At 37.3% G+C, this 22,819-nt stretch carries 21 protein-coding genes and 1 pseudogene; 4 read left to right on the top strand and 18 right to left on the bottom strand.

Annotated elements, in window-relative coordinates:
- Nucleotides 1–16: 16 nt before the first annotated feature.
- From relA to J4P91_RS06345, 6 genes are all read right to left on the bottom strand, one after another.
- The gene (relA, locus tag J4P91_RS06320) at nucleotides 17–2,203 is read right to left on the bottom strand and encodes a GTP diphosphokinase (protein ID WP_017150686.1); all 2,187 of its coding nucleotides are present in this window, start codon (nucleotides 2,201–2,203) and stop codon (nucleotides 17–19) included.
- 212 nt (nucleotides 2,204–2,415) lie between these two features.
- Complete coding sequence (locus tag J4P91_RS06325; RefSeq protein ID WP_207993277.1) at nucleotides 2,416–2,928, bottom strand: adenine phosphoribosyltransferase; 513 nt, start codon at nucleotides 2,926–2,928, stop codon at nucleotides 2,416–2,418.
- Between the two features lie 47 nt (nucleotides 2,929–2,975).
- On the bottom strand, nucleotides 2,976–5,315 hold the full coding sequence (gene recJ, locus J4P91_RS06330; protein WP_207993278.1) for a single-stranded-DNA-specific exonuclease RecJ: 2,340 nt from the start codon (nucleotides 5,313–5,315) through the stop codon (nucleotides 2,976–2,978).
- A 122-nt stretch (nucleotides 5,316–5,437) separates the two neighbouring features.
- The gene (locus tag J4P91_RS06335; protein ID WP_207993279.1) at nucleotides 5,438–6,331 is read right to left on the bottom strand and encodes a cation diffusion facilitator family transporter; all 894 of its coding nucleotides are present in this window, start codon (nucleotides 6,329–6,331) and stop codon (nucleotides 5,438–5,440) included.
- A gap of 205 nt (nucleotides 6,332–6,536) precedes the next feature.
- Nucleotides 6,537–8,801 (bottom strand): protein translocase subunit SecDF, encoded by a 2,265-nt coding sequence (gene secDF, locus J4P91_RS06340; RefSeq protein ID WP_207993280.1) that lies wholly within the window; start codon nucleotides 8,799–8,801, stop codon nucleotides 6,537–6,539.
- Nucleotides 8,802–9,159: 358 nt separating this feature from the next.
- Nucleotides 9,160–9,444 (bottom strand): post-transcriptional regulator, encoded by a 285-nt coding sequence (locus tag J4P91_RS06345; protein ID WP_017150681.1) that lies wholly within the window; start codon nucleotides 9,442–9,444, stop codon nucleotides 9,160–9,162.
- A 218-nt stretch (nucleotides 9,445–9,662) separates the two neighbouring features.
- Between J4P91_RS06345 and spoVB the strand changes: the two genes are divergently transcribed.
- Nucleotides 9,663–11,222: a stage V sporulation protein B gene (spoVB, locus tag J4P91_RS06350; RefSeq protein WP_207993281.1), complete on the top strand. Its 1,560-nt coding sequence runs from the start codon at nucleotides 9,663–9,665 to the stop codon at nucleotides 11,220–11,222.
- 40 nt (nucleotides 11,223–11,262) lie between these two features.
- Here the strand turns inward: spoVB and J4P91_RS06355 are convergent, their stop codons facing one another.
- A complete protein-coding gene (locus J4P91_RS06355; protein ID WP_207993282.1) occupies nucleotides 11,263–11,907 on the bottom strand; it encodes a DUF421 domain-containing protein in 645 nt (214 codons plus the stop codon).
- Between the two features lie 114 nt (nucleotides 11,908–12,021).
- On the opposite strand from J4P91_RS06355, the gene J4P91_RS06360 reads away from it, so the two are divergent.
- Nucleotides 12,022–12,405, top strand: a complete 384-nt coding sequence (locus J4P91_RS06360) for a TIGR04086 family membrane protein (RefSeq protein WP_207993283.1) — start codon at nucleotides 12,022–12,024, stop codon at nucleotides 12,403–12,405.
- A 33-nt stretch (nucleotides 12,406–12,438) separates the two neighbouring features.
- Here the strand turns inward: J4P91_RS06360 and yajC are convergent, their stop codons facing one another.
- From yajC to ruvA, 6 genes are read right to left on the bottom strand one after another with little or no spacing between them, the layout of a single operon-like run.
- On the bottom strand, nucleotides 12,439–12,699 hold the full coding sequence (yajC, locus tag J4P91_RS06365; RefSeq protein WP_017150677.1) for a preprotein translocase subunit YajC: 261 nt from the start codon (nucleotides 12,697–12,699) through the stop codon (nucleotides 12,439–12,441).
- 27 nt (nucleotides 12,700–12,726) lie between these two features.
- Nucleotides 12,727–13,866: a tRNA guanosine(34) transglycosylase Tgt gene (gene tgt, locus J4P91_RS06370; protein WP_000125373.1), complete on the bottom strand. Its 1,140-nt coding sequence runs from the start codon at nucleotides 13,864–13,866 to the stop codon at nucleotides 12,727–12,729.
- 14 nt (nucleotides 13,867–13,880) lie between these two features.
- Nucleotides 13,881–14,933 (bottom strand): tRNA preQ1(34) S-adenosylmethionine ribosyltransferase-isomerase QueA, encoded by a 1,053-nt coding sequence (queA, locus tag J4P91_RS06375; protein ID WP_207993284.1) that lies wholly within the window; start codon nucleotides 14,931–14,933, stop codon nucleotides 13,881–13,883.
- Between the two features lie 18 nt (nucleotides 14,934–14,951).
- On the bottom strand, nucleotides 14,952–15,152 hold the full coding sequence (locus tag J4P91_RS06380; protein WP_017150675.1) for a DUF2905 domain-containing protein: 201 nt from the start codon (nucleotides 15,150–15,152) through the stop codon (nucleotides 14,952–14,954).
- Nucleotides 15,149–16,150 (bottom strand): Holliday junction branch migration DNA helicase RuvB, encoded by a 1,002-nt coding sequence (gene ruvB / locus J4P91_RS06385; RefSeq protein ID WP_017150674.1) that lies wholly within the window; start codon nucleotides 16,148–16,150, stop codon nucleotides 15,149–15,151. Before ruvB ends, J4P91_RS06380 begins: the two co-directional genes overlap by 4 nt.
- Nucleotides 16,151–16,155: 5 nt before the next feature.
- Entirely contained in the window at nucleotides 16,156–16,773 is a 618-nt protein-coding gene (ruvA, locus tag J4P91_RS06390; RefSeq protein WP_207993285.1) for a Holliday junction DNA helicase RuvA, read from the bottom strand.
- Between the two features lie 190 nt (nucleotides 16,774–16,963).
- On the opposite strand from ruvA, the gene J4P91_RS06395 reads away from it, so the two are divergent.
- Nucleotides 16,964–17,908, top strand: coding sequence for an iron-hydroxamate ABC transporter substrate-binding protein (locus J4P91_RS06395; RefSeq protein WP_207993286.1), 945 nt, complete (start codon nucleotides 16,964–16,966; stop codon nucleotides 17,906–17,908).
- Between the two features lie 16 nt (nucleotides 17,909–17,924).
- Here J4P91_RS06395 and J4P91_RS06400 read toward each other — a convergent pair whose 3' ends face one another.
- From J4P91_RS06400 to J4P91_RS06410, 3 genes are all read right to left on the bottom strand, one after another.
- The gene (locus J4P91_RS06400) at nucleotides 17,925–18,458 is read right to left on the bottom strand and encodes a BofC C-terminal domain-containing protein (RefSeq protein ID WP_207993287.1); all 534 of its coding nucleotides are present in this window, start codon (nucleotides 18,456–18,458) and stop codon (nucleotides 17,925–17,927) included.
- A gap of 171 nt (nucleotides 18,459–18,629) precedes the next feature.
- The gene (locus J4P91_RS06405; protein ID WP_207993288.1) at nucleotides 18,630–19,556 is read right to left on the bottom strand and encodes a DMT family transporter; all 927 of its coding nucleotides are present in this window, start codon (nucleotides 19,554–19,556) and stop codon (nucleotides 18,630–18,632) included.
- A gap of 69 nt (nucleotides 19,557–19,625) precedes the next feature.
- On the bottom strand, nucleotides 19,626–19,946 hold the full coding sequence (locus tag J4P91_RS06410; protein ID WP_207993289.1) for an ArsR/SmtB family transcription factor: 321 nt from the start codon (nucleotides 19,944–19,946) through the stop codon (nucleotides 19,626–19,628).
- A 533-nt stretch (nucleotides 19,947–20,479) separates the two neighbouring features.
- On the opposite strand from J4P91_RS06410, the gene J4P91_RS06415 reads away from it, so the two are divergent.
- Nucleotides 20,480–20,914 carry a branched-chain amino acid ABC transporter substrate-binding protein gene (locus J4P91_RS06415; protein ID WP_207993290.1) on the top strand — a complete coding sequence of 145 codons (435 nt, stop codon included), beginning with the start codon at nucleotides 20,480–20,482 and terminating at the stop codon, nucleotides 20,912–20,914.
- Between the two features lie 70 nt (nucleotides 20,915–20,984).
- On the opposite strand, the gene J4P91_RS06420 is transcribed toward J4P91_RS06415, so the two are convergent.
- Nucleotides 20,985–21,665, bottom strand: a complete 681-nt coding sequence (locus J4P91_RS06420; RefSeq protein WP_207993291.1) for a YhcN/YlaJ family sporulation lipoprotein — start codon at nucleotides 21,663–21,665, stop codon at nucleotides 20,985–20,987.
- A 141-nt stretch (nucleotides 21,666–21,806) separates the two neighbouring features.
- Nucleotides 21,807–22,819: pseudogene (locus J4P91_RS06425) on the bottom strand (SafA/ExsA family spore coat assembly protein); the annotation flags it as partial.

Below are 22,819 nucleotides of genomic sequence, written 5' to 3' on the forward strand. Positions count from 1 at the left end.
CCGAATACACTCCTTATTAATGCATCATGCGGCGTACCGCATAAATTTCTGGAACTTGTTTAATACGCTCTACGACTTTTTTCAAATGGTGTAAATTACGAATGGAAATAGACATATTGATTGTCGCCATTTTATTGCGGTCACTTCTACCCGAAACAGCTGAAATATATGTTTTCGTTTCTGTAACAGCTTGCAGAACTTCATTCAATAAGCCGCGACGATCATATCCAGAAATTTCGATATCAACATTGTATTCAATTTCTTTTTCTGGACTACCTTCCCACTCTACTTCAAGTAAACGTTCTTGCGCTTCTTCTGTATGCACATTGACGCAATCACGACGATGAATTGATACACCGCGCCCTTTCGTAATGTATCCGATAATATCATCACCTGGCACTGGGTTACAGCATTTCGATAAACGTATTAATAAATTATCAGCCCCGCTTACTTTTACACCTGAATCCCATTTCCGAATTTTCATCGGCTTACGAACTTCTTTCACTTCAACAATATCTTGTTCTTCTTCACGCTGTTTGCGGAACTTGTCCGTTAGACGCGTTACAATTTGTGCAGCCGTAATACCGTTATACCCAACTGCCGCAAACATATCTTCTTCGTTCGCAAAGTTATATTTCTCAGCCACTCGTTTTAAATTGTCAGGTGCTAATACTTCTTTCATCTCATACTCTAAGCCACGCACCTCTTTTTCAACAAGCTCGCGACCTTTTTCGATATTCTCGTCACGGCGTTGCTTTTTGAAAAATTGACGGATTTTATTTTTCGCATGTGAGGTTTGGGCAAGTTTCACCCAGTCCTGACTTGGTCCATACGAATGTTTAGACGTTAGAATTTCAATGATATCACCTGTTTTTAACTTATAATCAAGTGTCACCATTTTACCATTTACTTTTGCACCAATTGTTTTATTCCCGATTTCTGAATGGACACGGTAAGCAAAATCAATTGGAACAGAACCTAGTGGTAATTCCATGACATCGCCTTTTGGTGTAAAGACGAATACCATATCAGAGAACAGATCAATTTTTAATGACTCCATAAATTCTTCCGCATTAGAAGCTTCATTTTGCCATTCTAATATTTGACGGAACCATGTTAATTTCTTCTCAAGGGTACCTGTTGCTTCTGCAGCTTTCCCCTCTTTATATGCCCAGTGCGCGGCAATCCCGTACTCCGCAATTTCATGCATTTCTTTCGTACGAATTTGCACTTCAAGCGGGTCACCTTTTGGACCTATCACAGTTGTATGCAGAGATTGATATAGATTCGCTTTCGGCATGGCAATATAATCTTTAAAACGACCTGGCATCGGTTTCCAACATGTATGGATAATACCAAGCACCGCATAACAATCTTTAATACTATTTACAACAACGCGCACAGCTAACAAATCATAAATTTCATTAAATTGTTTATTCTGAAGTGCCATTTTACGATAAATACTATAAATATGTTTTGGGCGTCCTGAAATATCAGGTTGAATCGCTACTTCTTTCAGTTTGTCACGAATACCCGTCATTACTTCATCCAAATATTCTTCACGCTCTGCACGTTTCCGCTTCATTAAGTTAACAATGCGATAGTATTGTTGCGGATTTAAATAGCGAAGCGCTGTATCCTCTAGCTCCCATTTAATAGTATTAATTCCGAGTCTATGAGCTAAAGGTGCAAAAATTTCTAACGTTTCATTTGCAATACGACGCTGCTTTTCTTGCGGCAAATGCTTCAGCGTACGCATGTTATGAAGACGATCAGCTAATTTGATTAAAATAACACGAATATCTTGGGCCATTGCGATAAACATTTTACGATGGTTCTCTGCTTGCTGTTGTTCATGAGATTTGTATTTAATTTTCCCAAGCTTTGTAACCCCATCAACAAGCATTGCAATTTCTTTATTAAATTCCCGTTCAATATCCTCTAATGTAACCTCGGTATCTTCTACTACATCATGCAAAAAACCTGCCGACACTGTAGATGGATCCATGTGTAAATCAACTAAAATACCTGCGACTTGAATCGGATGAATAATATATGGTTCGCCCGATTTTCTATATTGCTCCCTATGTGCATCACGTGCATATTCATAGGCACGTGCCACTAGTTCAATATCATCGTCCGCTAAATATTGTCCTGCTTTCTCGAGTACCTGTTCAGCTGTTAGTACTTGCTCATTTGCCATCGAATCACCTTTTATTGAAAATTGACTTTTCCCTTATCATTAGAATAAATTTTATTCTATCATTATAACCTAATGATTGTGAATTGTGAAAAGGAAAAGATTTTACAGATATTTCACCATACTTTTTTGTACAATTATACAAAAGTACCCGCTCCTCTCCAAGAGATTCACGGGTACTTTTTTCTATCGCCGTAGTTTTACCTATATAATAATTAGTATTTTTCTAACACTAATACATCATAACCGTCTAACATTTTACGGCCATCTAAGTAAGTAAGTTCTACTAAGAATGCAATCCCTGCTACAATTCCGCCAAGTTCTTCAACTAGCTTAATTGTCGCTTCAATTGTTCCACCTGTAGCTAATAAGTCATCTGTAATTAATACACGTTGACCTGGTTTAATCGCATCTTTATGGATTGTTAAAACATCTTTTCCATACTCTTTACCGTAGTCTACTTTAATTACTTCACGAGGTAATTTTCCCAATTTACGAACTGGTGCAAACCCTACTTCTAGCGCGTAAGAAACTGGGCAACCGATAATAAAACCACGTGCTTCTGGTCCTACTACAAGATCGATGTCTCTTTCTTTCGCATAAGCAACGATTTCATCTGTTGCTGCTTTGTATGCTTTCCCATCGTTCATTAAAGGGGTAATGTCTTTAAACACGATACCTTCTTTCGGATAATCCGATACAATTGCGATATGTTGCTTGAAATCCATATTTCTGAATCCTCCTCAGATATAAAAGGTCTGTAAATACAAGGCCTTTACCCTAACTGTTCTACTTCTTTATGATTACGAATCGTTTCAAACCATGTATATAGTTGTTGATATGTGCTATAAACCAATTCTTTTTCTAATTGCAAGTGGTTCATTTTCTCACGATATGTGTTCGATTCAATTAAATCACGCTTTTTCATTTCGTCTGCCATAAAAATGACACCGTCTTTTATTGTAACAAATTCTAACTCAAAAAACACCTGTGTCATGAAATTTACTGTATCTTTTGACCAACCTTTATGACGGCATAGTTGTTCTCCATGTTGTCTTAAAGAAAATGGTGCTTTTTGATGTAAAAAGGAATAGTACCATTTAAAATGTTCTCTTGTTGGAACCGTACTAAATAAATGATTATTCTCTTGGTAAAACAGCGTATAAATTCGCGCTGGGAATCCCGCCTTAAATAAACCGCGTAATTCATCTGTTGACTTTGGTAAATCTAACAAAACAATATAACGACTATCTAGGTCAATCACTTCTGAAGCATGCATAAGTTGTTCTTTATATTCTTCTAGAGAAAATTTATTTAATACCTCTTCAGAAAAATACACCATTGTTATTTTTTCTAGCGAAAGTTCTGCTAAGTTCGATTCCACATTACGCATGCTACGCCAATCAAATAATTGCCATGCATCTACCGCAATATCTTGAATCATCAGTTGCGGTTTTTTGAAATTATTCCATTCATTAATTGATGCCTCACCAACAACAGAAACGTGAGCAACTGGCGAAATTTCTTTCGCATAGGCTCCAAATCCAAATCCAATCGTATCTAACGTCGCCTGTCCATCACGAAGTGCCATTTTTAAATGAGAACCATCAGATCCAATCGCACGAATACTTTCTAACTCCGCATCCCTAATTGCGATACGTGGCTTCGGATTTCCAACACCAAATGGCGCTAGCTTTTGCATTTCTTCAATTGCCGAAAGCGTCACATCCTCCACTTTGCAAATCGCATCAACTGTTGTAATCGGAGTAAAATCTTCAGGCGTTAAAATCGTATCTGCTTGTTCATTTAAACGGCGGCGCAGTTCATCCACATCATTCATATGAAGCGTCATTCCTGCCGCCATTGGATGCCCACCAAAGTGAGGTAACAATTCCCTACAATCTGATAAATTTGCAAACAAATCAAATCCTGCAATACTACGAGCAGACCCTTTTGCTGTTTGTTTTTCAGGATCAATACACAACACGATTGTTGGTCGATAAAAACGCTCTACTAGTTTAGAAGCAACAATTCCTATTACACCTGGATTCCATCCTTCTTTCGCAAGTACTAACACTTTATTGTCCTCTGGCGGGTAGTTGTTTTCCACCTCTGCAATCGCTTCTTCTGTAATTTGCTTTACAATATCTTTTCGAAGCTTGTTCAGCTCATCAATTTCTTCAGCAAGCTCTTTCGCTTCTTCTGGATCCTCTGATAAAAGAAGGTGAACTGCCGGAGCCGCATCTTCTAAACGACCAATTGCATTAATACGCGGTGCAATTGAGAAGCCAATGCTTTCTTCCGTAATCTCGCTTTGTGAAACATTTGCTACTTTAAATAATGCTTTTAAACCAACATTTTTCGTCATTCGCATTTGTTTCAATCCGCGCTGTACGAGCAATCTATTCTCACCATGAAGAGACACTAAATCGGCTACCGTACCAATCACTGCAATTTCTAATAAATGCTCCGGTACACGTCCAAGTAGTGCATGCGCTACTTTAAATGCAACCCCAACGCCCGCTAAATAATGAAACGGATAGACGCCGCCTTCTAACTTCGGATGAATAATCGCAAGTGCTTCTGGAAGTTCTGGTGGCGGCTCATGGTGATCTGTAATAATAAGATCCATACCAAGCTCTTTTGCTATCTGCGCCTCATGAACTGCTGCGATACCTGTATCAACAGTAATAATAAGAGAAAATCCCGCACGATGTGCCCAGCGAAATGCCTCTTCATTCGGTCCATATCCTTCAGTAAATCGGTTTGGAATATAGAACTCAACATCTGCACCTAGTTCTTGAAGAGCAAGAAATAAAACGGTTGTACTACTTACACCGTCCGCATCATAGTCCCCGAATATTAAAATTTGCTCTCCATTTTGAATGGCTTGCCCTACACGTTCTACTGTACGGTCCATTCCCTCAAGTAAAAATGGATCGTGAAATTCTTGCCCTTCTGTATTTAAAAAATCCACAATCTTATCTTCTGTATCTAAACCTCTACCGAGGAATAACGAAGTAACAAGCGGTGATAATTGCAATTTGCTTGCTAACTCACCTACTTGTTCCTCATTAAATGACTTTTCTTTCCAACGCGTCTTCGGTTGTAACACGAAATCACCCCTTAACCTGTCCATTATACAAGACAGATTAAGGGGTGACAATATCATGCAAATTACGATTTAATATCTCTATAATTAAATAAATATCTATTTAATTATAGAAGAAAACTATATTAATCCGGAGAATACGGATTAATATGCACAAAAACATTTTGTACGTTATCTTGCTGCATCAACACCTCTTTTACATGCTTCCCAATGCGATGTCCCTCTTCTACTGTGATATATGGATCAACAGACACTTTAATATCAACAATGACATAATGACCATGTTCTCTCGCATATAGGGAACCAATTTTTTTAACACCCTCTACCTGAAGAACGGATTCTCTTAACGGAATGACATCTTCTTCATGGAGGACATGATCAAGTGTGGTATGAATTGATTCTCCGCCAATGCTCCAGGCCATCTTCACAACAAGAAGTGAAACAAACAATCCCGCAACCGGATCGGCATACACAAGCCACTCTAAACCTAGTTTATTTCCGATTATTGCTGCACAAATCCCGATTAAAGCTGCAATTGAAGAGAATACATCTGAACGGTGCTCATATGCATTTGCAATAATTGCATCACTGTTTACCCGTTTCCCTAATCGATACTTATACCGAAACATTCCTTCTTTCACCACGATAGAAAGAATAACCGCATAAATCGTAATTCCCTTTGGTGGTTCAAGCTCTTGTGTAAAAGCCTTTATAGAAGAAATCGCAATTTCAATCCCTACAATAAATAGCAAAACTGCGACAATAATCGCTGAAATCGATTCCGCTTTTCCATGTCCATAAGGATGATCCTCATCGGGCGGTTGCTTTGCTGCACGTAACCCGAAAAACACAGCTAATGAGCCAATCACATCAGAACCTGAATGAACCGCATCTGCCAAAAGCGCCTTACTGTTCCCAATATATCCAATTACCGCCTTTATAACCGCTAATACAATATTACCAACGATTCCAACAATGGCACCAAACTCCGCCTGTTTAAAACGTTCATCTTTTTCCATAAATGAAATCCCTTCTTTTCTCAAACTACCTTTTTATTGTAATGAAAATAATGGAAGAAGTGTCACTCCCCTCCAGTTTCCCACAATTCGCTCTACTAACCTTTAGCAAAAGTCGCTAAAGGAAGTGTCACTTTATTGTATCCGCAAACGAAAAAAGAGATGCCTCTAAAGAGGCATCATCTTTTTATATGTTTTGTTCTAATTTTTATACTTGTGGTTCAGACACTTCATTTTCTACTTTCTTCGTACCTTTTCCTTTTTTCAATCGGCGATTTTCAAGCATTAGCCAGATTTGAGAAGCAACGAAGATAGAAGAGTACGTACCTACAACTAGTCCAACTGTTAATGCAATTGAGAAGTTTCGCAGTGATTCACTACCGAAGATAAGCAGTGCAATAACAGGGAATAATACAGTTAGAACTGTGTTAATTGAGCGACCAATTGTTTGGCGAATACTTGAGTTTACAATTTCTTCTAAATCTTTCAAGTCGCGAATTCGTTTTTTCTGTTTGTATAGCTCACGGTTTCGGTCAAATGTAACAATCGAGTCATTAATCGAATAACCAATGATTGTTAATACCGCCGCAATAAACGTTAAATCTACTTCCAATTGGAAGATACTGAACACAACAATCATAACGAATGCATCATGTAACAATGCGATTACAGCAGATAACGCATATGTGAAACGGAAACGAATACTTACATATAAAACGATAACCGCTGAGGCAATCATAACTGCGATAAATGCATTTCGTGCAATCTCTTTCCCGATTGTTGGAGAAACTGTACTTATATTTGGATCTGTCCCATATTTATCGTGGAAGAATGTTTTTGCTTTCGAAATTTCATCTTTTGATAAAACGCCTAACGTACGAACAGCAAATCCTTTATTGTCATCTCCAGTTGGTACAATATCTTCTTCTTTTACATCAATTTTTAGCTCTTGTAAATCTTTGTGCACTTGTGAAACACTAATGGCTTGTTTAGATTGCAAGTCAATACGTGTACCACTTTCAAAATCAATTCCAAGATTCAGCTTGAAAATCGGTAATATAATCGCTCCAGCGATTACAACCACAATCGAGAATAAGAAGAACTTATGCCCAATATTCACAAAGTTAATACGATCAAATCTAGTTGGTGCATGCTCTACACCTTTTGACAACGGAAGAATTTCTTTCTGTTTCACACCAAAGTAAGACATTTTCTTATCGAAGTAACGGCTTTTTACAAGTAATCCAAGTAAGAAACGAGTACCGAATACGTTCGTAATAAAACCGACTAAAATACTGACAATTAAACTTGTCGCAAATCCTTTTACAGAGCTATTACCATAAACGAATAACACACCAGCCGCTGCAATTGTTGTAATGTTCGCATCTAAAATCGTTGCTAACGAACGGTGATTACCCGCGCGATATGCAGACATCATGGACTTACCAATTCGTAATTCTTCCTTCAGTCGCTCGTACGTAATAATATTCGCGTCGACCGCGATACCAACCCCGAGCACTAACGCCGCAATCCCCGGTAACGTAAGGACTGCATGCATCCAGTTAAAGACAAGCAATGTTACGAAAATATATAAACCTAACATGATAACTGCTACAAGTCCTGGCAAGCGGTAGAATACAAGCATAAATAAGAAGATTATAGCAATACCGATTACACTAGCGAAAATCGTTTGCTCTAATGCTTGTTGACCAAATTTTGCTCCAACAGATGTTGAATACATTTCTTTTAAATCAACAGGAAGCGCACCAGCGTTTAATAAGTCTGAAAGCTGCTTCGCACTTTCAACTGTAAAGTTTCCTCCAACGATGGATACTTCCGCTTGGTTAAATACTTGGTTTACTGTTGCTGCTGATAAAAATTTCGGATTAGGTTTTGCAGATTCTGCTTTATAAGAATCTTTACCTTCTTCAAAATCAAGCCAAATCACCATTAAATTTGTTGGTGGCGGCATTTTAGATATTTTTTCAGTTACTTCGCGGAATTTTTCAGCACTTTTTAATGTAAGTCCAACGCTTGGTCGACCTTGATCATCAAACGTTTGCTTCGCTCCCCCGCCTTTTAAATCTGTTCCGTCCATGAGAAGGTTATCATTCACATCACGGAATGTTAATTTCGCTTGAGTAGATAAAATTTCACGTGCTTTTTGCTGATCTTTTACTCCAGCAAGCTGTACACGAATTCGATCTTCTCCTTCAATTTGAATGTTCGGCTCACTTACACCGAGAACATTCACACGATTTTCAAGAGCACCTACTGTACTTACAAGTGCGTCTCGATCAATTTTATCACCCTTTTTCGCTGGCTTTACTTCATATAAAATTTCAAAGCCACCACGAAGGTCTAGTCCAAGACTAATTCCTTTTGTTATGTTCTTGCCCGTCGCACCAATAATTCCACCGATTAGTAAAACGATGAGAAAGAACGCGACGATTCTAGTACTACGCTTTGCCATATGTACCTTCTTTCTGCTACTAAAACCATAAACAAATCATATCATTCATTTACGCTAGACAATTTCCTGTAACAATCATTTCTGTTTATTCACAGGCATTCCTCTACATTTATGCGTTTGTCTAGTTAGTAGGCTTCCTTTCTGTGAATTTTTAGCATTTTGTTACTAGTATGCTACTAGTCATATAGGTAAAACCTCAGTTCTACGTCTTAGACGCACAAACACCCTATATCTTACTACAAATTAGTATGACTTCTGCTTTCTACCTCCTTTACTTAAAATCTCTGACATATAACATTCCTCTTTATCAATACCTATCATTATACTGCAAAAGGAAGAACAAACCAATTACAGCCGGTTATTTATTTTCATATTCTTCAAATGACCAAAGTGGTTCTTGATATGCTTCTACTGTTAAGTATGTCATGTACTCATTTGCTGTTAATGTTAGCACATCATTCACAAGCTCATACAATCTAACGTCACTCGCTACCTTTTTCCACTTTTTGCTTTTTAAACATTTCCAAATATCCTCGGTCGTCACTCGGTCATAGCCAATCATTTGAAATTCTTCTACTTTGCTTTCTAAAACGACTTGTAACTGTCCGCGGTAAGCTTCTACCAAATCTTCTTTTTCAATCATACATCACATCTCCTTTTTATTTCAGCACGAAAAGTCGTTTTTCATCCCGCTCTAATGGACAGCAATAACTGCCTTTAAGAGTTTTCATCGCTCTGCCCTTTCCCCTAAAAGTTTTTCTTTATAAGCGCCTCTTCTTAAATGCTTGTCATTCTTGTCTCATACGTGCATATAAATTATTGTAAATCATTCCACTGATTTTGAGAAGGTAGGAGAAGACCATGACGAGACAAAGCTTTTTACGAGGTGCATTTATTTTAATGCTAGCTGGTTTTATTACAAAAATTCTCGGGTTCATAAATCGAATTGTAATGGCACGTATTTTAGGAGAAGAAGGCGTAGGTCTTTATATGATGGCTGTCCCCACCTTTATTTTAGCAATTACGTTAACACAAATCGGGCTTCCTGTTGCCATTGCAAAATTCGTCGCAGAGGCGGAAGCAGTAAATGACAAACAAAAAGTAAAGAAAATATTAACAGTATCATTAGCTGTTACATCTGTTATTAGTATTATCTTAACAATCGCAATCATGCTTCTAACCCCTATTTTAGCTGAAACATTACTAACGGATAAAAGAACGTACTATCCACTAATGGCCATTTTACCTGTCGTTCCTGTTATTGCGGTTTCATCTGTTTTACGTGGTTATTTCCAAGGAAAACAAAATATGAAACCGAGTGCATATGCACAAGTGTTAGAACAAGTTGTCCGCATTACCATTATTGCCATATGTATTCGTCTATTTTTACCTTACGGTGTTGAATACGCCGCTGCAGGCGCAATGCTATCAGCTGTTCTTGGGGAAGTCGCTTCTTTATTATTTTTACTCACTTTATTCCAGCGTGAAAAACATCTTTCCATACGAACTGGTTTTCTAAGCACTGTCAAAGAAAGTAAACACACTTTTCATTCACTTATGGAAATCGCACTTCCAACTACAGGGAGTCGCTTAATTGGATCGGTCTCTTATTTTTTTGAACCAATTGTCGTTATGCAAAGCTTAGCGATAGCTGGTGTCGCTGCCTCAGTTGCTACGCAGCAATACGGCATATTAAATGGCTATGCGTTTCCGCTCTTATCACTACCAGCCTTTATTACATATGCGCTTTCTACAGCACTCGTACCATCCATTAGTGAAGCAATGGCAAAAAAACAGCATCAATTAGTGGAACATCGCTTGCAACAAGCACTTCGTATTTCTTTAATTACTGGAGGCTGGTCAGTCGTTATTCTTTATGTATTTGCCTCACCTGTTTTAACTCTCATGTACGGTTCAGATAGTGCAACTGCATTCATTCAATTACTTGCACCTTGCTTTTTATTTCACTACTTCCAAAGTCCTCTTACATCTGTTTTACAAGCTTTAAACTTAGCACGTGCCGCGATGATGAACACATTTATCGGAGCCATTGTAAAACTGCTCGTTATTTTCGCATTAGCTTCACGTCCGGAATTTCAAATGATGGGGGTTGCACTTGCAATCGCCGCTAATATTGTGACTGTAACGTTCCTTCACTACGCCACAGTCTTAAAAAAAATTACGTTCACGATTTATATAAGAGATTATATTTTCGGTGGAATTGCGATTGCCGTTGCAGGAGCTTTTGGATTCTATCTTCATAAGTATATCGTTTTTTCACATTCACTTGGGATGCAAACATTATGGGAAATCACCTTAACCACTATCCTTTATACACTGCTTCTTCTCATTTTCAAACTCATTCGTAAAGACGAATTACGACGTCTCCCGATCATCAGAAAACTATCATTTTTGAAATAACCATACAAATAAGAAGCTTACTTTTTTAACGGTAAGCTTCTTACTTATCTTTTAAATCCACAAAAAACTCTCCATTTTGAAAGCTACAATATAAAATTTCCGTTACATCTTTATACCCTATGTTTTTTAATTTTCCCACGAGCCATTCATCTGTTTGGTCAATCATCTGTAAATGTGAATGTTGAATTTCTCCATCAATAATAAGAGGAAATGAAAAAACTAACGTATTATCCTTATTTTGTTTATGAAATACAGAAAGTTTTCCTGAAGCTTCTAAAATAGCATATTCGACATCACGGATATCACCAATTCCTCCTTCTCTTAACTGCATTAATAAATCGTCCATGTTATAACGTTGCTTTCGCATTTGTTTCTCATCAATTTTCCCCTTCCGAACAATAATGGCTGGTTCACCATCGATTAAATGTCGTATCCTTCCACTTTTGAGAGAAGCATATGCTAATACAATCTGGATCACTACAATTACTACCATAGGAACAATTTGATCCCACATAGGACGATCAGCATCTATAATCCCTAATACAGCAAGTTCTCCTAACATAATGAAGACAACTAAGTCTAAGATACTTAGTTCTCCGATTTCGCGCTTTCCCATAACACGAAAAATAATTAGCATAATAAAATACAGTAACACTGTTCGTAGAGCAATTCCCCATAGTTCCATCTTTAATCCCCTTTCTACACATTTCTTCTAAGGTGTAGTTTAACCAGTAAAAAAGAAACTAGTCTAACTTACAAGAAATGAAAATATGTTTGTATTAAAAAGGAGGAATGTCCCATGGATGGAACAAAAAAATTATCTACGGCAATCGGCTTTGGCATTATCACTTTATTAATACTTGCCTCTGTTACAAGCATGGTGATTGCGCTTTTATTAAAATTCACAAACATTAATGAAGGAACATTAGCAATCACTCTTTTCATATTTGCGATTCTCTCTACTCTCATCTCTGGTTTTGTCGCTGGTAAAAAGGCACAAGGAAGAGGATGGTTAGTCGGCTTCACAACCGGACTCACCTTTACAATTCTTGTTTTTCTCGTTAGCTACTTAGGCTTCTCACACGCTCTCTCCAACTCACAGCTTCTCTATCAACTTGCGTTAATGGGGGCAAGTACAATTGGTGGTATATTCGGCGTTAACATGACGAAACGCTCGAATTAAAAAAGCCCTGCTATTAAGCTGGGCTTTTGACTATTACTTCTTCACAACTTCACGAATCGCATTGCGATCGAATGTTAAGTGTGAACCACCAGATTTAATTACAATCGTAGTGTCATCTACTGATTCAATTGTACCGTGTAAGCCACCGATTGTTACGATAGCGTCACCTTTTTGTAATTCACTTTGCATTTGAGCTACTGCCTTTTGACGCTTTTGCTGTGGGCGAATTAATAAGAAATAGAAAATCGCAAACATCGCAACAATCATGACAATATTCATCATACCTGGATTCATCTTTTGTTCCTCCTTTTAAATTATGTATTAGAAGTTTTTAGCATTCGGTTTATTAAAGCCATATTGTTCAAAGAACTCTTCACGGAAATCACCAAGACGGTCTTCACGAATGGCTTGTCTCACCTGCTCCATTAAGTTTAACAGAAAATGAAGGTTGTGATAAGACGTTAAACGAATTCCGAACGTTTCATCACATTTCATTAAGTGACGAATGTACGCACGAGAATAATTTTTACATGTGTAGCAATCACAATTTGGATCAAGCGGACCGAAGTCTCTTGCAAACTTCGCGTTTTTCACAACGAGGCGCCCTTGACTTGTCATACACGTACCATTTCGAGCAATACGAGTTGGAAGTACACAGTCAAACATATCAATACCACGAATTGCACCATCAATTAATGAGTCAGGGGATCCTACTCCCATTAAATAACGTGGTTTATTATCTGGAAGAAGCGGTGTTGTAAACTCAAGCACACGGTTCATAATATCCTTCGGTTCCCCAACTGATAACCCACCTACTGCATAACCAGGGAAGTCCATCGAAACAAGGTCTTTCGCACTTTGACGACGAAGCTCTTCAAACTCTCCACCCTGTACAATACCAAATAACCCTTGATCTTGTGGGCGCTCGTGTGCTTTTAAGCAACGCTCTGCCCATCGGCTTGTACGTTCCACAGATTTTTTCATATATTCAAAAGTAGCTGGGAAAGGAGGACACTCATCAAATGCCATCATAATATCTGAACCTAATGCATTTTGAATTTCCATCGCTTTCTCTGGTGATAAAAATAACTTGTCTCCATTTAAGTGATTACGGAAATGAACGCCCTCTTCCTCAATGCGACGGAAGTCACTTAAACTAAATACTTGGAAACCACCAGAATCCGTTAAAATTGCACGATCCCAGTTCATAAATTTATGTAAACCGCCTGCTTCACGTACAATTTCGTGACCTGGACGAAGCCATAAATGATACGTATTACTTAAAATAATGCCTGAATCCATTGCTTTTAGCTCTTCTGGTGACATTGTTTTAACTGTAGCAAGTGTACCAACTGGCATAAATGTCGGTGTATCAAATGAACCGTGCGGTGTATGGACGCGACCTAAACGGGCACCCGTTTGTTTACATGTTTTAATAAATTCATAACGAATTGCTGTCATAGATTTACTCCTTTTTATTTGTTTCTTACTTTAGCATGAGACGCAACGAACATCGCATCACCGAAGCTAAAGAAACGATACTTTTCTTTTACTGCTTCATTGTAAGCCTGAAGGACATTTTCTCTATTTGCAAATGCACTTACAAGCATAATTAATGTTGACTTTGGCAAATGGAAGTTTGTAATTAAACCATCAATTGCTTTAAATTCATAGCCAGGATACATAAAAATATCCGTCCATCCAGAAGCCGCACATAGTTTGCCATCGTGATCTGTAGCAATCGTTTCTAACGTACGCGTTGACGTTGTACCAACTGTAATAATACGACCACCGTTCTCTTTCACACGATTTAACAACTCTGCCGTTTCTTCTGACATATGATAATACTCCGCATGCATATGATGTTCTTCAATTGTATCCGCAGAAACTGGTCTAAATGTACCAAGGCCAACATGAAGTGTAATAAACGCTAATTGAACACCTTTTTGTTTTAATTTTTCTAATAGCTCTTCTGTAAAATGCAGCCCCGCTGTTGGTGCCGCTGCAGAACCGATTTCCTTCGCATATACCGTTTGATAACGATCGCGATTTTCTAGCGTTTCTTTAATATATGGAGGAAGCGGCATTTCTCCAAGTTCATCTAAAATTTCATAAAAGATACCATCATACGAAAACTCAAGCTGACGACCACCTTGATCAGCCGTTCCGATGCAAGTTGCTTTTAGCTTTCCTTCACCAAAAGAAATGACAGTTCCTTCTTTTACACGTTTAGCTGGTTTTACAAGCGTTTCCCACTTATCTCCATCTTCTTGTTTTAAAAGAAGCACTTCAATATGTGCACCTGTGTCTTCTTTCACACCATGCAAACGAGCAGGCATAACTTTCGTTTCATTTAAAACTAAACAATCACCCTCATGTAAATAAGAAAGAATGTCAGTAAAATGCTTATGCTCGATATCACCTGTTTCACGGTCTAACACCATTAATCTTGATGTTTCACGCTCTTCAAGCGGCGTTTGTGCAATGAGTTCTTCTGGTAAATGAAAATCAAACAGATTAATATCCATAACTGTATCCACCTATTTCTATTTAAATCGATTTATTATATACATAATAAAAGATAATACAATACTTAACACAATACATGTAATGATCGGAAAATAAAAGGTAACGTTTCCTTTTTTCACAAAAATATCGCCTGGAAGTCTCCCTATGAACTTCCAAGCTAATCCAACGACAATGAGAAGAATACCAGCTGTAATAAGCAGCTTTGGCATATCCGTCATATTTGTGGCATCTCCATTCCAAAATGTTCATAAGCAAGTGGCGTTACGATTCTTCCCCTCGGCGTTCGTTGTAAAAACCCAATTTGGAGTAAATATGGTTCATACACATCTTCAATCGTATGAGACTCTTCTCCAATTGTCGCCGAAACTGTTTCTAATCCAACTGGACCTCCACGGAACTTTTCAATAATTCCAAGCAGTAACTTATGGTCAATATGATCAAGACCTAGTTTATCTACTTGTAAGAGTTCTAATGCCATTTGTGTAATTTCCATCGCAATCGTTCCATCGCCTCGAACTTGTGCGAAGTCACGTACACGTCTTAGTAAACGGTTTGCGATACGCGGCGTACCGCGTGCACGCCTTGCGATTTCTAAAGCTGCCAAAGAATCTATTTCAACTTCAAAGACTTCCGCTGTACGTTCAACAATTGCCGAAAGTTGGTCTACTGTATAATACTCTAATCGTGATAATACACCAAAACGGTCACGAAGCGGCGCTGATAACGCACCTGCGCGCGTTGTTGCACCAACTAGTGTAAATGGGGGTAAATCAAGACGTACAGAACGCGCCGTTGGACCTTTACCGATGACGATATCAAGACAGAAATCCTCCATTGCCGGGTATAATACTTCTTCAATTGATCGGTGCAGACGATGAATTTCATCAATAAATAATACATCACCAGGTTGAAGCGCCGTTAACACTGCCGCTAAATCCCCTGGACGCTCGATTGCTGGACCTGACGTTGTTCGAATATTAACACCCATTTCATTAGCGATAATATTCGCAAGCGTCGTTTTACCAAGTCCTGGCGGCCCATATAATAGTACGTGATCCAATGTCTCCTCACGCATTTTCGCCGCCTCAATAAACACTTCTAAATTATGCTTTGCCTTATCTTGGCCAATATACTGACGGAGCGTCTGTGGCCGTAACGAATATTCTAAGTCCGCATCTTCATGTGCCGATTCTCCTGAGAGGAGACGTTCGTCCATTCTACTCACCTCTTACCATTTAGTAAAAGACTAAGTGCCTTTTTAATATATTGATCCGTCGTAAGTGATTCTTTTAATAACTCCGGTACAACGCGATTTACTTCTCTTTCTGCATAGCCAAGTGCACGAAGTGCTTCAAGCGCTTCATCAAGCTCAGTTGATGAACCTTTCTTCTCGTCGAAACGTTCTACATCTGAGAATAAATCAACAAATGCATCTGGTACAACATCTGCTAATTTCCCTTTTAAATCCAAAATCATTTGGCGTGCTGTTTTCTTGCCGACACCTGGGAATTTCACTAAGAATTTTTCATCCTCATGTTCAATCGCTTGAACAACCTGTCCTGTTTGACCAGAAGCTAAAATGGCAAGTGCACCTTTTGGTCCGATGCCTGATACACCTAAAAGTTTTGTAAATAATAAACGCTCTTCACGTGTCTTAAATCCGTAAAGCGCCATAATATCTTCTCTCACATAATGATATGTATATACACGAATTTCTTGCTTACTTCTTTGGAATACATACGGATTTGGCGTAAAAATTTGATAGCCAATTCCATTATGATCAAGAACGACATATTCTGGTCCTACATATTCCACGTAACCTGTAACATATTCAAACAAAATACGATCTCTCCCTCTCAAATCATGTATTCCATTTTAACATACTTAACGTTAGAAAAGCGAGACTGCCCCAACAAATGTTCTCCGTTTCATTTTTCCATTTTTTATATATTGACATAACAATATAAAGCAAATTAATATTACAAAGTCGATAATGATTATCAATATTAATTAAAGGGGTTACATCAAAATGAAACGCAATTTATCTATTCTATTTACTCTCATTCTTGTTGTTCTTGCTATTGTTGGTTGCTCCGCTAAAAAAGAAGACACACAAGCAAAAGAACAACCGAAGACAAAAGTTGTAAAACACGCTAAAGGAGAAATCGAGATTCCAACAAATCCAAAGAAAATCGTTGATTTATCTGGATCATCTGAAGAACTATTACTTCTTGGTCATAAACCTGTTGGTACAGCTAACACGTATAAAGATAAAATTCAAGATCATTTGCAAGAAAAACTAAAAGGTGTAAAAGCAGTTGGTTGGTACTGGGCACCTAAAGTTGATTTAGAAGCGGTTACTGCTTTAAAACCAGATTTAATCATTTTAAACAACCGTCAATTGAAAATTTATGATCAATTAGCAAAAGTTGCACCAACAGTTGTCTTAGAAACAAACTTAGAAAACTGGCGCGGTAAATTTAAAGAAGTCGGCAAGCTATTTAACGAAGAGAAAAAAGCAGATAAATGGATTGCAGACTACGATAAAAAAGCAGCTTCCTTATCTAAAAAAATTAAAGAGAAAACAAAAGATGAAAACTTCATGTTCCTTGCTGTAACACCGCAAAACTTCCGTGTATACGGCAGCTTCGGATATGGTGATATTATCTTTAACGACTTAAAACTTCCTGCAACGAAAGGTACAGATTTAAAACAAACGATGGCACAAGTATCATTAGAAGGTCTTGTTGCATTCCAGCCTGATCAAATGTTTGTTGTAAACTTTGGCGGCGAAGCAGATAAAGTGTTTGATGACTACAAAAACAGTGCTGTTTGGAAAGATAACAAAGCTGTAAAAAATAATCATGTTTACGAAGTAAGCAATGAAGTCTTTAACACAAAAGCATTCAATCCAATCGGAAAAGATATGCTAATTGATGAAATTGCAAAACAAATTTTAGATAAGAACAAGTAAGAAAAACAGCAGCAGCTCATCCTGAGCTGCTGCTGTTTTTCTTATTTTGCACTGCATACTGCTTCATTTTCTCAATCGTCTTCACAAAACGCTCTTTTGACTTAATACGAATACCACGTTTCAGCTCTGCCCGTTCATAACTTTCTAGCTTTTTCATATCAATTTGAAAAAATGAATGAATCGCATTATCACTTTTTGGCACACCATTAAAAATTTGCAGTATCCCCTCATTGGAAACACCAAAATACCCACTCGTTTTAAGTAGTGGTGAAATATCATCTACCTTTTTTTGCAATACAATTTGTGTATCATCACGGTCGACAAGTTGCCATTCTTTATACTGCTGAAGAAACTGTTCTAAGTTTGCTACTTTTTCAGTAAAAATTTCCTCACTTACTTCTCCATCTAAATACATACGCTCTAATAGAATCGTAACTTGAGGTTCTTTTTGCGTGACCTCTGGTACAGGAGCCGCAGCAATCACACTTGATTCATGATATAAACAAAACATAGCGATTACGACTTGAACTGCAACCATCATGAATTTCATTTCCGCTCACCTCTTCTAAGCAAAATAAAACTTCTATTTGTAGTTTTTCCCGAAGTAGAAGTTTTATCCATAGGAAGAGTAGATATCATTTATTGAGAATTATAGAATATGCAAACTCTCGAACAAATCGCCATCTTGTACACTAAATAGTATCAGAGGAAATTTCTGATATCACAAATTCCTTTGATCATGTAGAGACATGTTTTTATTTTTACTCGTTTGAACCGTCGCAATATAAACCCCTGCTAGCACAATTACCATTCCAAGTAACTGTTGCCATGTAATTGTTGCTTTGTATAAAACAACTGCAATTAAAGTTGCAACTATAGGTGTAATATTTAAATACATACTTGCTTTACTTGCTCCAATTTCTTCTACACCTTTATTAAATACTATATAGCCAATTAGCGTTCCACACACGACCATATACAACATCTCAAGCCATCCTTGTATAGAGAGCGCCGGAACTTTCTCCCATCCTCCCTCAAAAACAGAAAGACCTGCTAGAAAAACAGCTCCTATTACAGTCATACCCATAGTCGTCAACAAAGGCGAAACACCTTTCATCACTGCCTTTCCAGTTAAGCTGTATAACACTCCACAAGCTAATGCAGCTATAAACAATAGATCTCCTTTATTAAACGACAAAGATATAAGTGTATGTAATGAGCCTTTCGTAATAACAATAATGACACCTATAAGAGATAAGATTAAACTTATTGCTATTTTCACACTCCATGTTTCTTTAAAAAACAAAATCGCTCCCATTGTAACAAACACTGGCATTGTGGCAATAATTAATGAGCCGTTCATCGTAGAAGTATAATGAAGTCCCATAAAGAAAAATGCATTATATCCAAAAATACCAGTTAAGGATACAAATAATAAACCTTTCCAGTTTCTACTTAACACGCTCATATTCCACTCAGATTTAACTAGAACAATCGCCACTAAAATAACTCCAGCTAATGCAAAACGAATTGTCGCTGCAACGAGCGGAGGAATTTCTGTAATAACATGCTCTGCCGTTGCAAAAGAGCCACCCCAAAACAAAGGAACGAGTAACATTAATACATACATACGGTTTTTACTGTTCACCTTTATTGCTCCTTTCCACCAAAAACAAGTTCAAATGTTTAAACTTGTAAACTTAAAGACTAAAAAAAATTAGTAGTTTGATTCTACTGCTACAATCAAATCCTTAATTTGCTTTAAAAATTCTCGTACACTTATAGCATAAAATATCTCTTTTCCATTTCGATCAGCTGTAATTAATTCCGCCTGTTTTAAAATTTTTAAATGATGAGAAACAGCAGGCCTTGAAATGCCCATTCTATCTGTTATTTGAGTTACATTCAGACTTTTATTTTCAAGTAACATCATAATAATTTGTTGACGATTTATATCTCCCAAAGCCTGAAATATAGGTGTTGTTAATTTAAATTTCTCCAAAACAACCTCTGTATTTTTACATTCAAAATGTTTCATATTCTTTTCATCCTTACCATTTCATATAGTCACTATATTGTGTAATATATTACCATTTATATTTTAATCTTATTGAAGGGATTTGTAAATAAATTAATCTAATGTTCTGATATTTAAACCCACAAAAAAGTGAAGTTGGGCGACAATTCTCTTATGCCTAACTTCACTTAACCTTTATATAATAAGAAAGACGCCTGTCATGCAGGCGTCTTGATGCGTTTACGGCGAGAGACCAGGCGGCCACATCCGCGTGTTTAGCACTTAAGCATATCTCTCGTCTTACGTAAATTAGCTCATCGCTTTGCTAATATAACATTAATATAACAAGAAAGCAAGGTACTCATAGAAATATTTTATTACCTTTTTACACCAGTATTTATTCCTACAGCCACTTTTCTGAATTCAAACTAGAAAGGTGGCTTTTATTTATTATGTATTCCACCACAAAAGCAAATTATAAATTGATTAATGTAATATATATGTTACAATTAATGTGGATATAATGAAAAATCTGGTAAACAGGGGTGAGTCTATTGAAAAAAATAAAAGACGAACGTTTAATCCTCCAAAATTTGAAAAACATTCGAATCGCATTTCTCTTTCAAACACTTGGTACGATAGGTATTTTAGGATATATTGGCTTTAATGAAGGCATAGATCAAATTACACAATCTCCATTATGGTTATTATTGATGCTAACGAGTATACTTCTCACCTATTTACAAATGGGAATCTCTATTGATGCAGAAGAAAATGAAAAAGGAATGAAAACAACTCCTTATTATAAACTTGTTTTACGCTCTGCTATCGTAGGAATCATTTTTGCTATGATTTATGTTATTTTCGGTCCTGAAAAACCGATATGGGAAGCCATTCTTATGGGAAGTATTCTCTTCTTATGCTTTTTAGCTTCTTATTCTGTTAGTTACTTTATCAAGAAAAAACGGATGCAGGATATGGAGGAATAATCTTCTTCACCGCCGCTTTATTATTTACGAAAATAAAAAGGGAAAGGCATAGACCTTTCCCTTTTTTTCGTTATCGTACTGTACCAGTAAGACCAGCACGAATGTCTCGGAATAGGTCTGTTATATCACGATTTAAATCGTTTGTAACTGTTCCATTACGCAGACGTGTATTCATTGCATCAACACGATCAAACATGTCATTTTTAACGGTTACATAGACATTACGGTTTCTTACGTCTTGAGCAACCGCTTGACGAATTTCATTTGTCATTGCTGTTTCATTTGTTACTGCGCCACGTGGTTTTACCGCAATTACTACGTCATCTCCGCGTACAACAGTAGAAACACGCTCTACATTATTCATACGCTTAACACGATTTGTAATTCTTTCTGCTGTTCTACCATCGTTGTTAATGTATGAATTATTCATTGTAATGTTGCGAGTTGGATAAGGATTTGCAATTTGACCATGGTAATTTACATCACGGTAATAATTATATCCAACATCATCACGACGGTCGTAAACATTATTATTCATTCGGTTACCATTACGATATGTTACATAATCAGTATATCGATCGGTACGCGTCACATTATTTCTATATGGACGTATATCATCATACGATGTACGCTCATAATTGTAAGTTGCATTACGATCATCCATCGCATTATTATTATCAGGTGTACCACATGCAGCTAACGCACTGGTAACTAACAAAGAAGCGGCAATAATTTTAATCTTTTTACTCAATATAAAAACCCCCCTTGTTAGGTTGAACTTCTCTCTCGAAAAGCTCCCTCTTATAATGAGTAACAAAGGAGGTTTTTACACTTGTTAATATTTCACTAGGAATTTTCTAACACTACCTCGTTATCGTTAGCACAACTCTTTCTATTCCTCATCTTCTGCAAGTGGTTCTCCAAAAATTCCTGGCGGATCTTGCTGATAATTCACCGCACCCGGCTGCGGTGCATATGCAACTTGGGCTGTTGGATAATATGGCCCACCTGGCTGTGGACTATATAGATTTCTTTCCTCACCACATCCACAATCTTCTTCTGCTGGCATCATTGGCGGAATGTTATTATCTGTAGGTGGTTGATATGGCATTGAAGTATGTTGCATTGGCATTTGGTGCGGTACCATTGGTACACCTTGTGTATACGGCATTTGATAATACGGATTTTGCTGTTGTTGATATGGCATTTGATAATATGGATATTGTTGTGGCATCATTGGCAATGGTTGATTATTATTCAGCATCGGCATCATATTTGGCATTTGGTTATTATCCATCATCGGCATCATATTCGGCATTTGGTTATTATCCATCATTGGCATCATATTCGGCATTTGGTTATTATCCATCATCGGCATCATATTCGGCATTTGGTTATTATCCATCATCGGCATTATATTTGGCATTTGGTTATTATCCATCATCGGCATCATATTCGGCATTTGATCATTATCCATCATTGGCATTATATTCGGCATTTGATCATTATCCATCATTGGCATCATATTCGGCATTTGGTTATTATTCATCATCGGCATTATATTTGGCATTTGGTTATTATCCATCATCGGCATCATATTCGGCATTTGATCATTATCCATCATTGGCATTATATTCGGCATTTGGTTATTATCCATCATTGGCATTATATTCGGCATTTGGTTATTATCCATCATTGGCATCATATTCGGCATTTGGTTATTATCCATCATCGGCATTATATTTGGCATTTGGTTATTATCCATCATTGGCATTATATTTGGCATTTGGTTATTATCCATCATTGGCATCATATTCGGCATTTGATCATTATCCATCATTGGCATTATATTTGGCATTTGGTTATTATCCATCATTGGCATCATATTCGGCATTTGATCATTAT

The organism is Bacillus sp. XF8 (genome assembly GCF_017498755.1).
Taxonomy (GTDB): Bacteria; Bacillota; Bacilli; order Bacillales; family Bacillaceae_G; genus Bacillus_A; species Bacillus_A bingmayongensis.

What these genes read in the sequence shown, in the direction of transcription:
- secDF (WP_207993280.1), bottom strand. Translation starts at nt 8,801, where the DNA reads ATGGCAAAGCGTAGTACTAGAATCGTCGCGTTCTTTCTCATCGTTTTA.
- J4P91_RS06395 (WP_207993286.1), top strand. Translation starts at nt 16,964, where the DNA reads ATGAAACGCAATTTATCTATTCTATTTACTCTCATTCTTGTTGTTCTT.
- J4P91_RS06380 (WP_017150675.1), bottom strand. Translation starts at nt 15,152, where the DNA reads ATGACGGATATGCCAAAGCTGCTTATTACAGCTGGTATTCTTCTCATT.
- queA (WP_207993284.1), bottom strand. Translation starts at nt 14,933, where the DNA reads ATGGATATTAATCTGTTTGATTTTCATTTACCAGAAGAACTCATTGCA.
- J4P91_RS06335 (WP_207993279.1), bottom strand. Translation starts at nt 6,331, where the DNA reads ATGGAAAAAGATGAACGTTTTAAACAGGCGGAGTTTGGTGCCATTGTT.
- J4P91_RS06325 (WP_207993277.1), bottom strand. Translation starts at nt 2,928, where the DNA reads ATGGATTTCAAGCAACATATCGCAATTGTATCGGATTATCCGAAAGAA.
- ruvB (WP_017150674.1), bottom strand. Translation starts at nt 16,150, where the DNA reads ATGGACGAACGTCTCCTCTCAGGAGAATCGGCACATGAAGATGCGGAC.
- J4P91_RS06345 (WP_017150681.1), bottom strand. Translation starts at nt 9,444, where the DNA reads ATGATTGAAAAAGAAGATTTGGTAGAAGCTTACCGCGGACAGTTACAA.
- tgt (WP_000125373.1), bottom strand. Translation starts at nt 13,866, where the DNA reads ATGACAGCAATTCGTTATGAATTTATTAAAACATGTAAACAAACGGGT.
- yajC (WP_017150677.1), bottom strand. Translation starts at nt 12,699, where the DNA reads ATGAATCCAGGTATGATGAATATTGTCATGATTGTTGCGATGTTTGCG.
- J4P91_RS06400 (WP_207993287.1), bottom strand. Translation starts at nt 18,458, where the DNA reads ATGAAATTCATGATGGTTGCAGTTCAAGTCGTAATCGCTATGTTTTGT.
- J4P91_RS06360 (WP_207993283.1), top strand. Translation starts at nt 12,022, where the DNA reads ATGGATGGAACAAAAAAATTATCTACGGCAATCGGCTTTGGCATTATC.
- J4P91_RS06355 (WP_207993282.1), bottom strand. Translation starts at nt 11,907, where the DNA reads ATGGAACTATGGGGAATTGCTCTACGAACAGTGTTACTGTATTTTATT.
- spoVB (WP_207993281.1), top strand. Translation starts at nt 9,663, where the DNA reads ATGACGAGACAAAGCTTTTTACGAGGTGCATTTATTTTAATGCTAGCT.
- J4P91_RS06410 (WP_207993289.1), bottom strand. Translation starts at nt 19,946, where the DNA reads ATGAAACATTTTGAATGTAAAAATACAGAGGTTGTTTTGGAGAAATTT.
- relA (WP_017150686.1), bottom strand. Translation starts at nt 2,203, where the DNA reads ATGGCAAATGAGCAAGTACTAACAGCTGAACAGGTACTCGAGAAAGCA.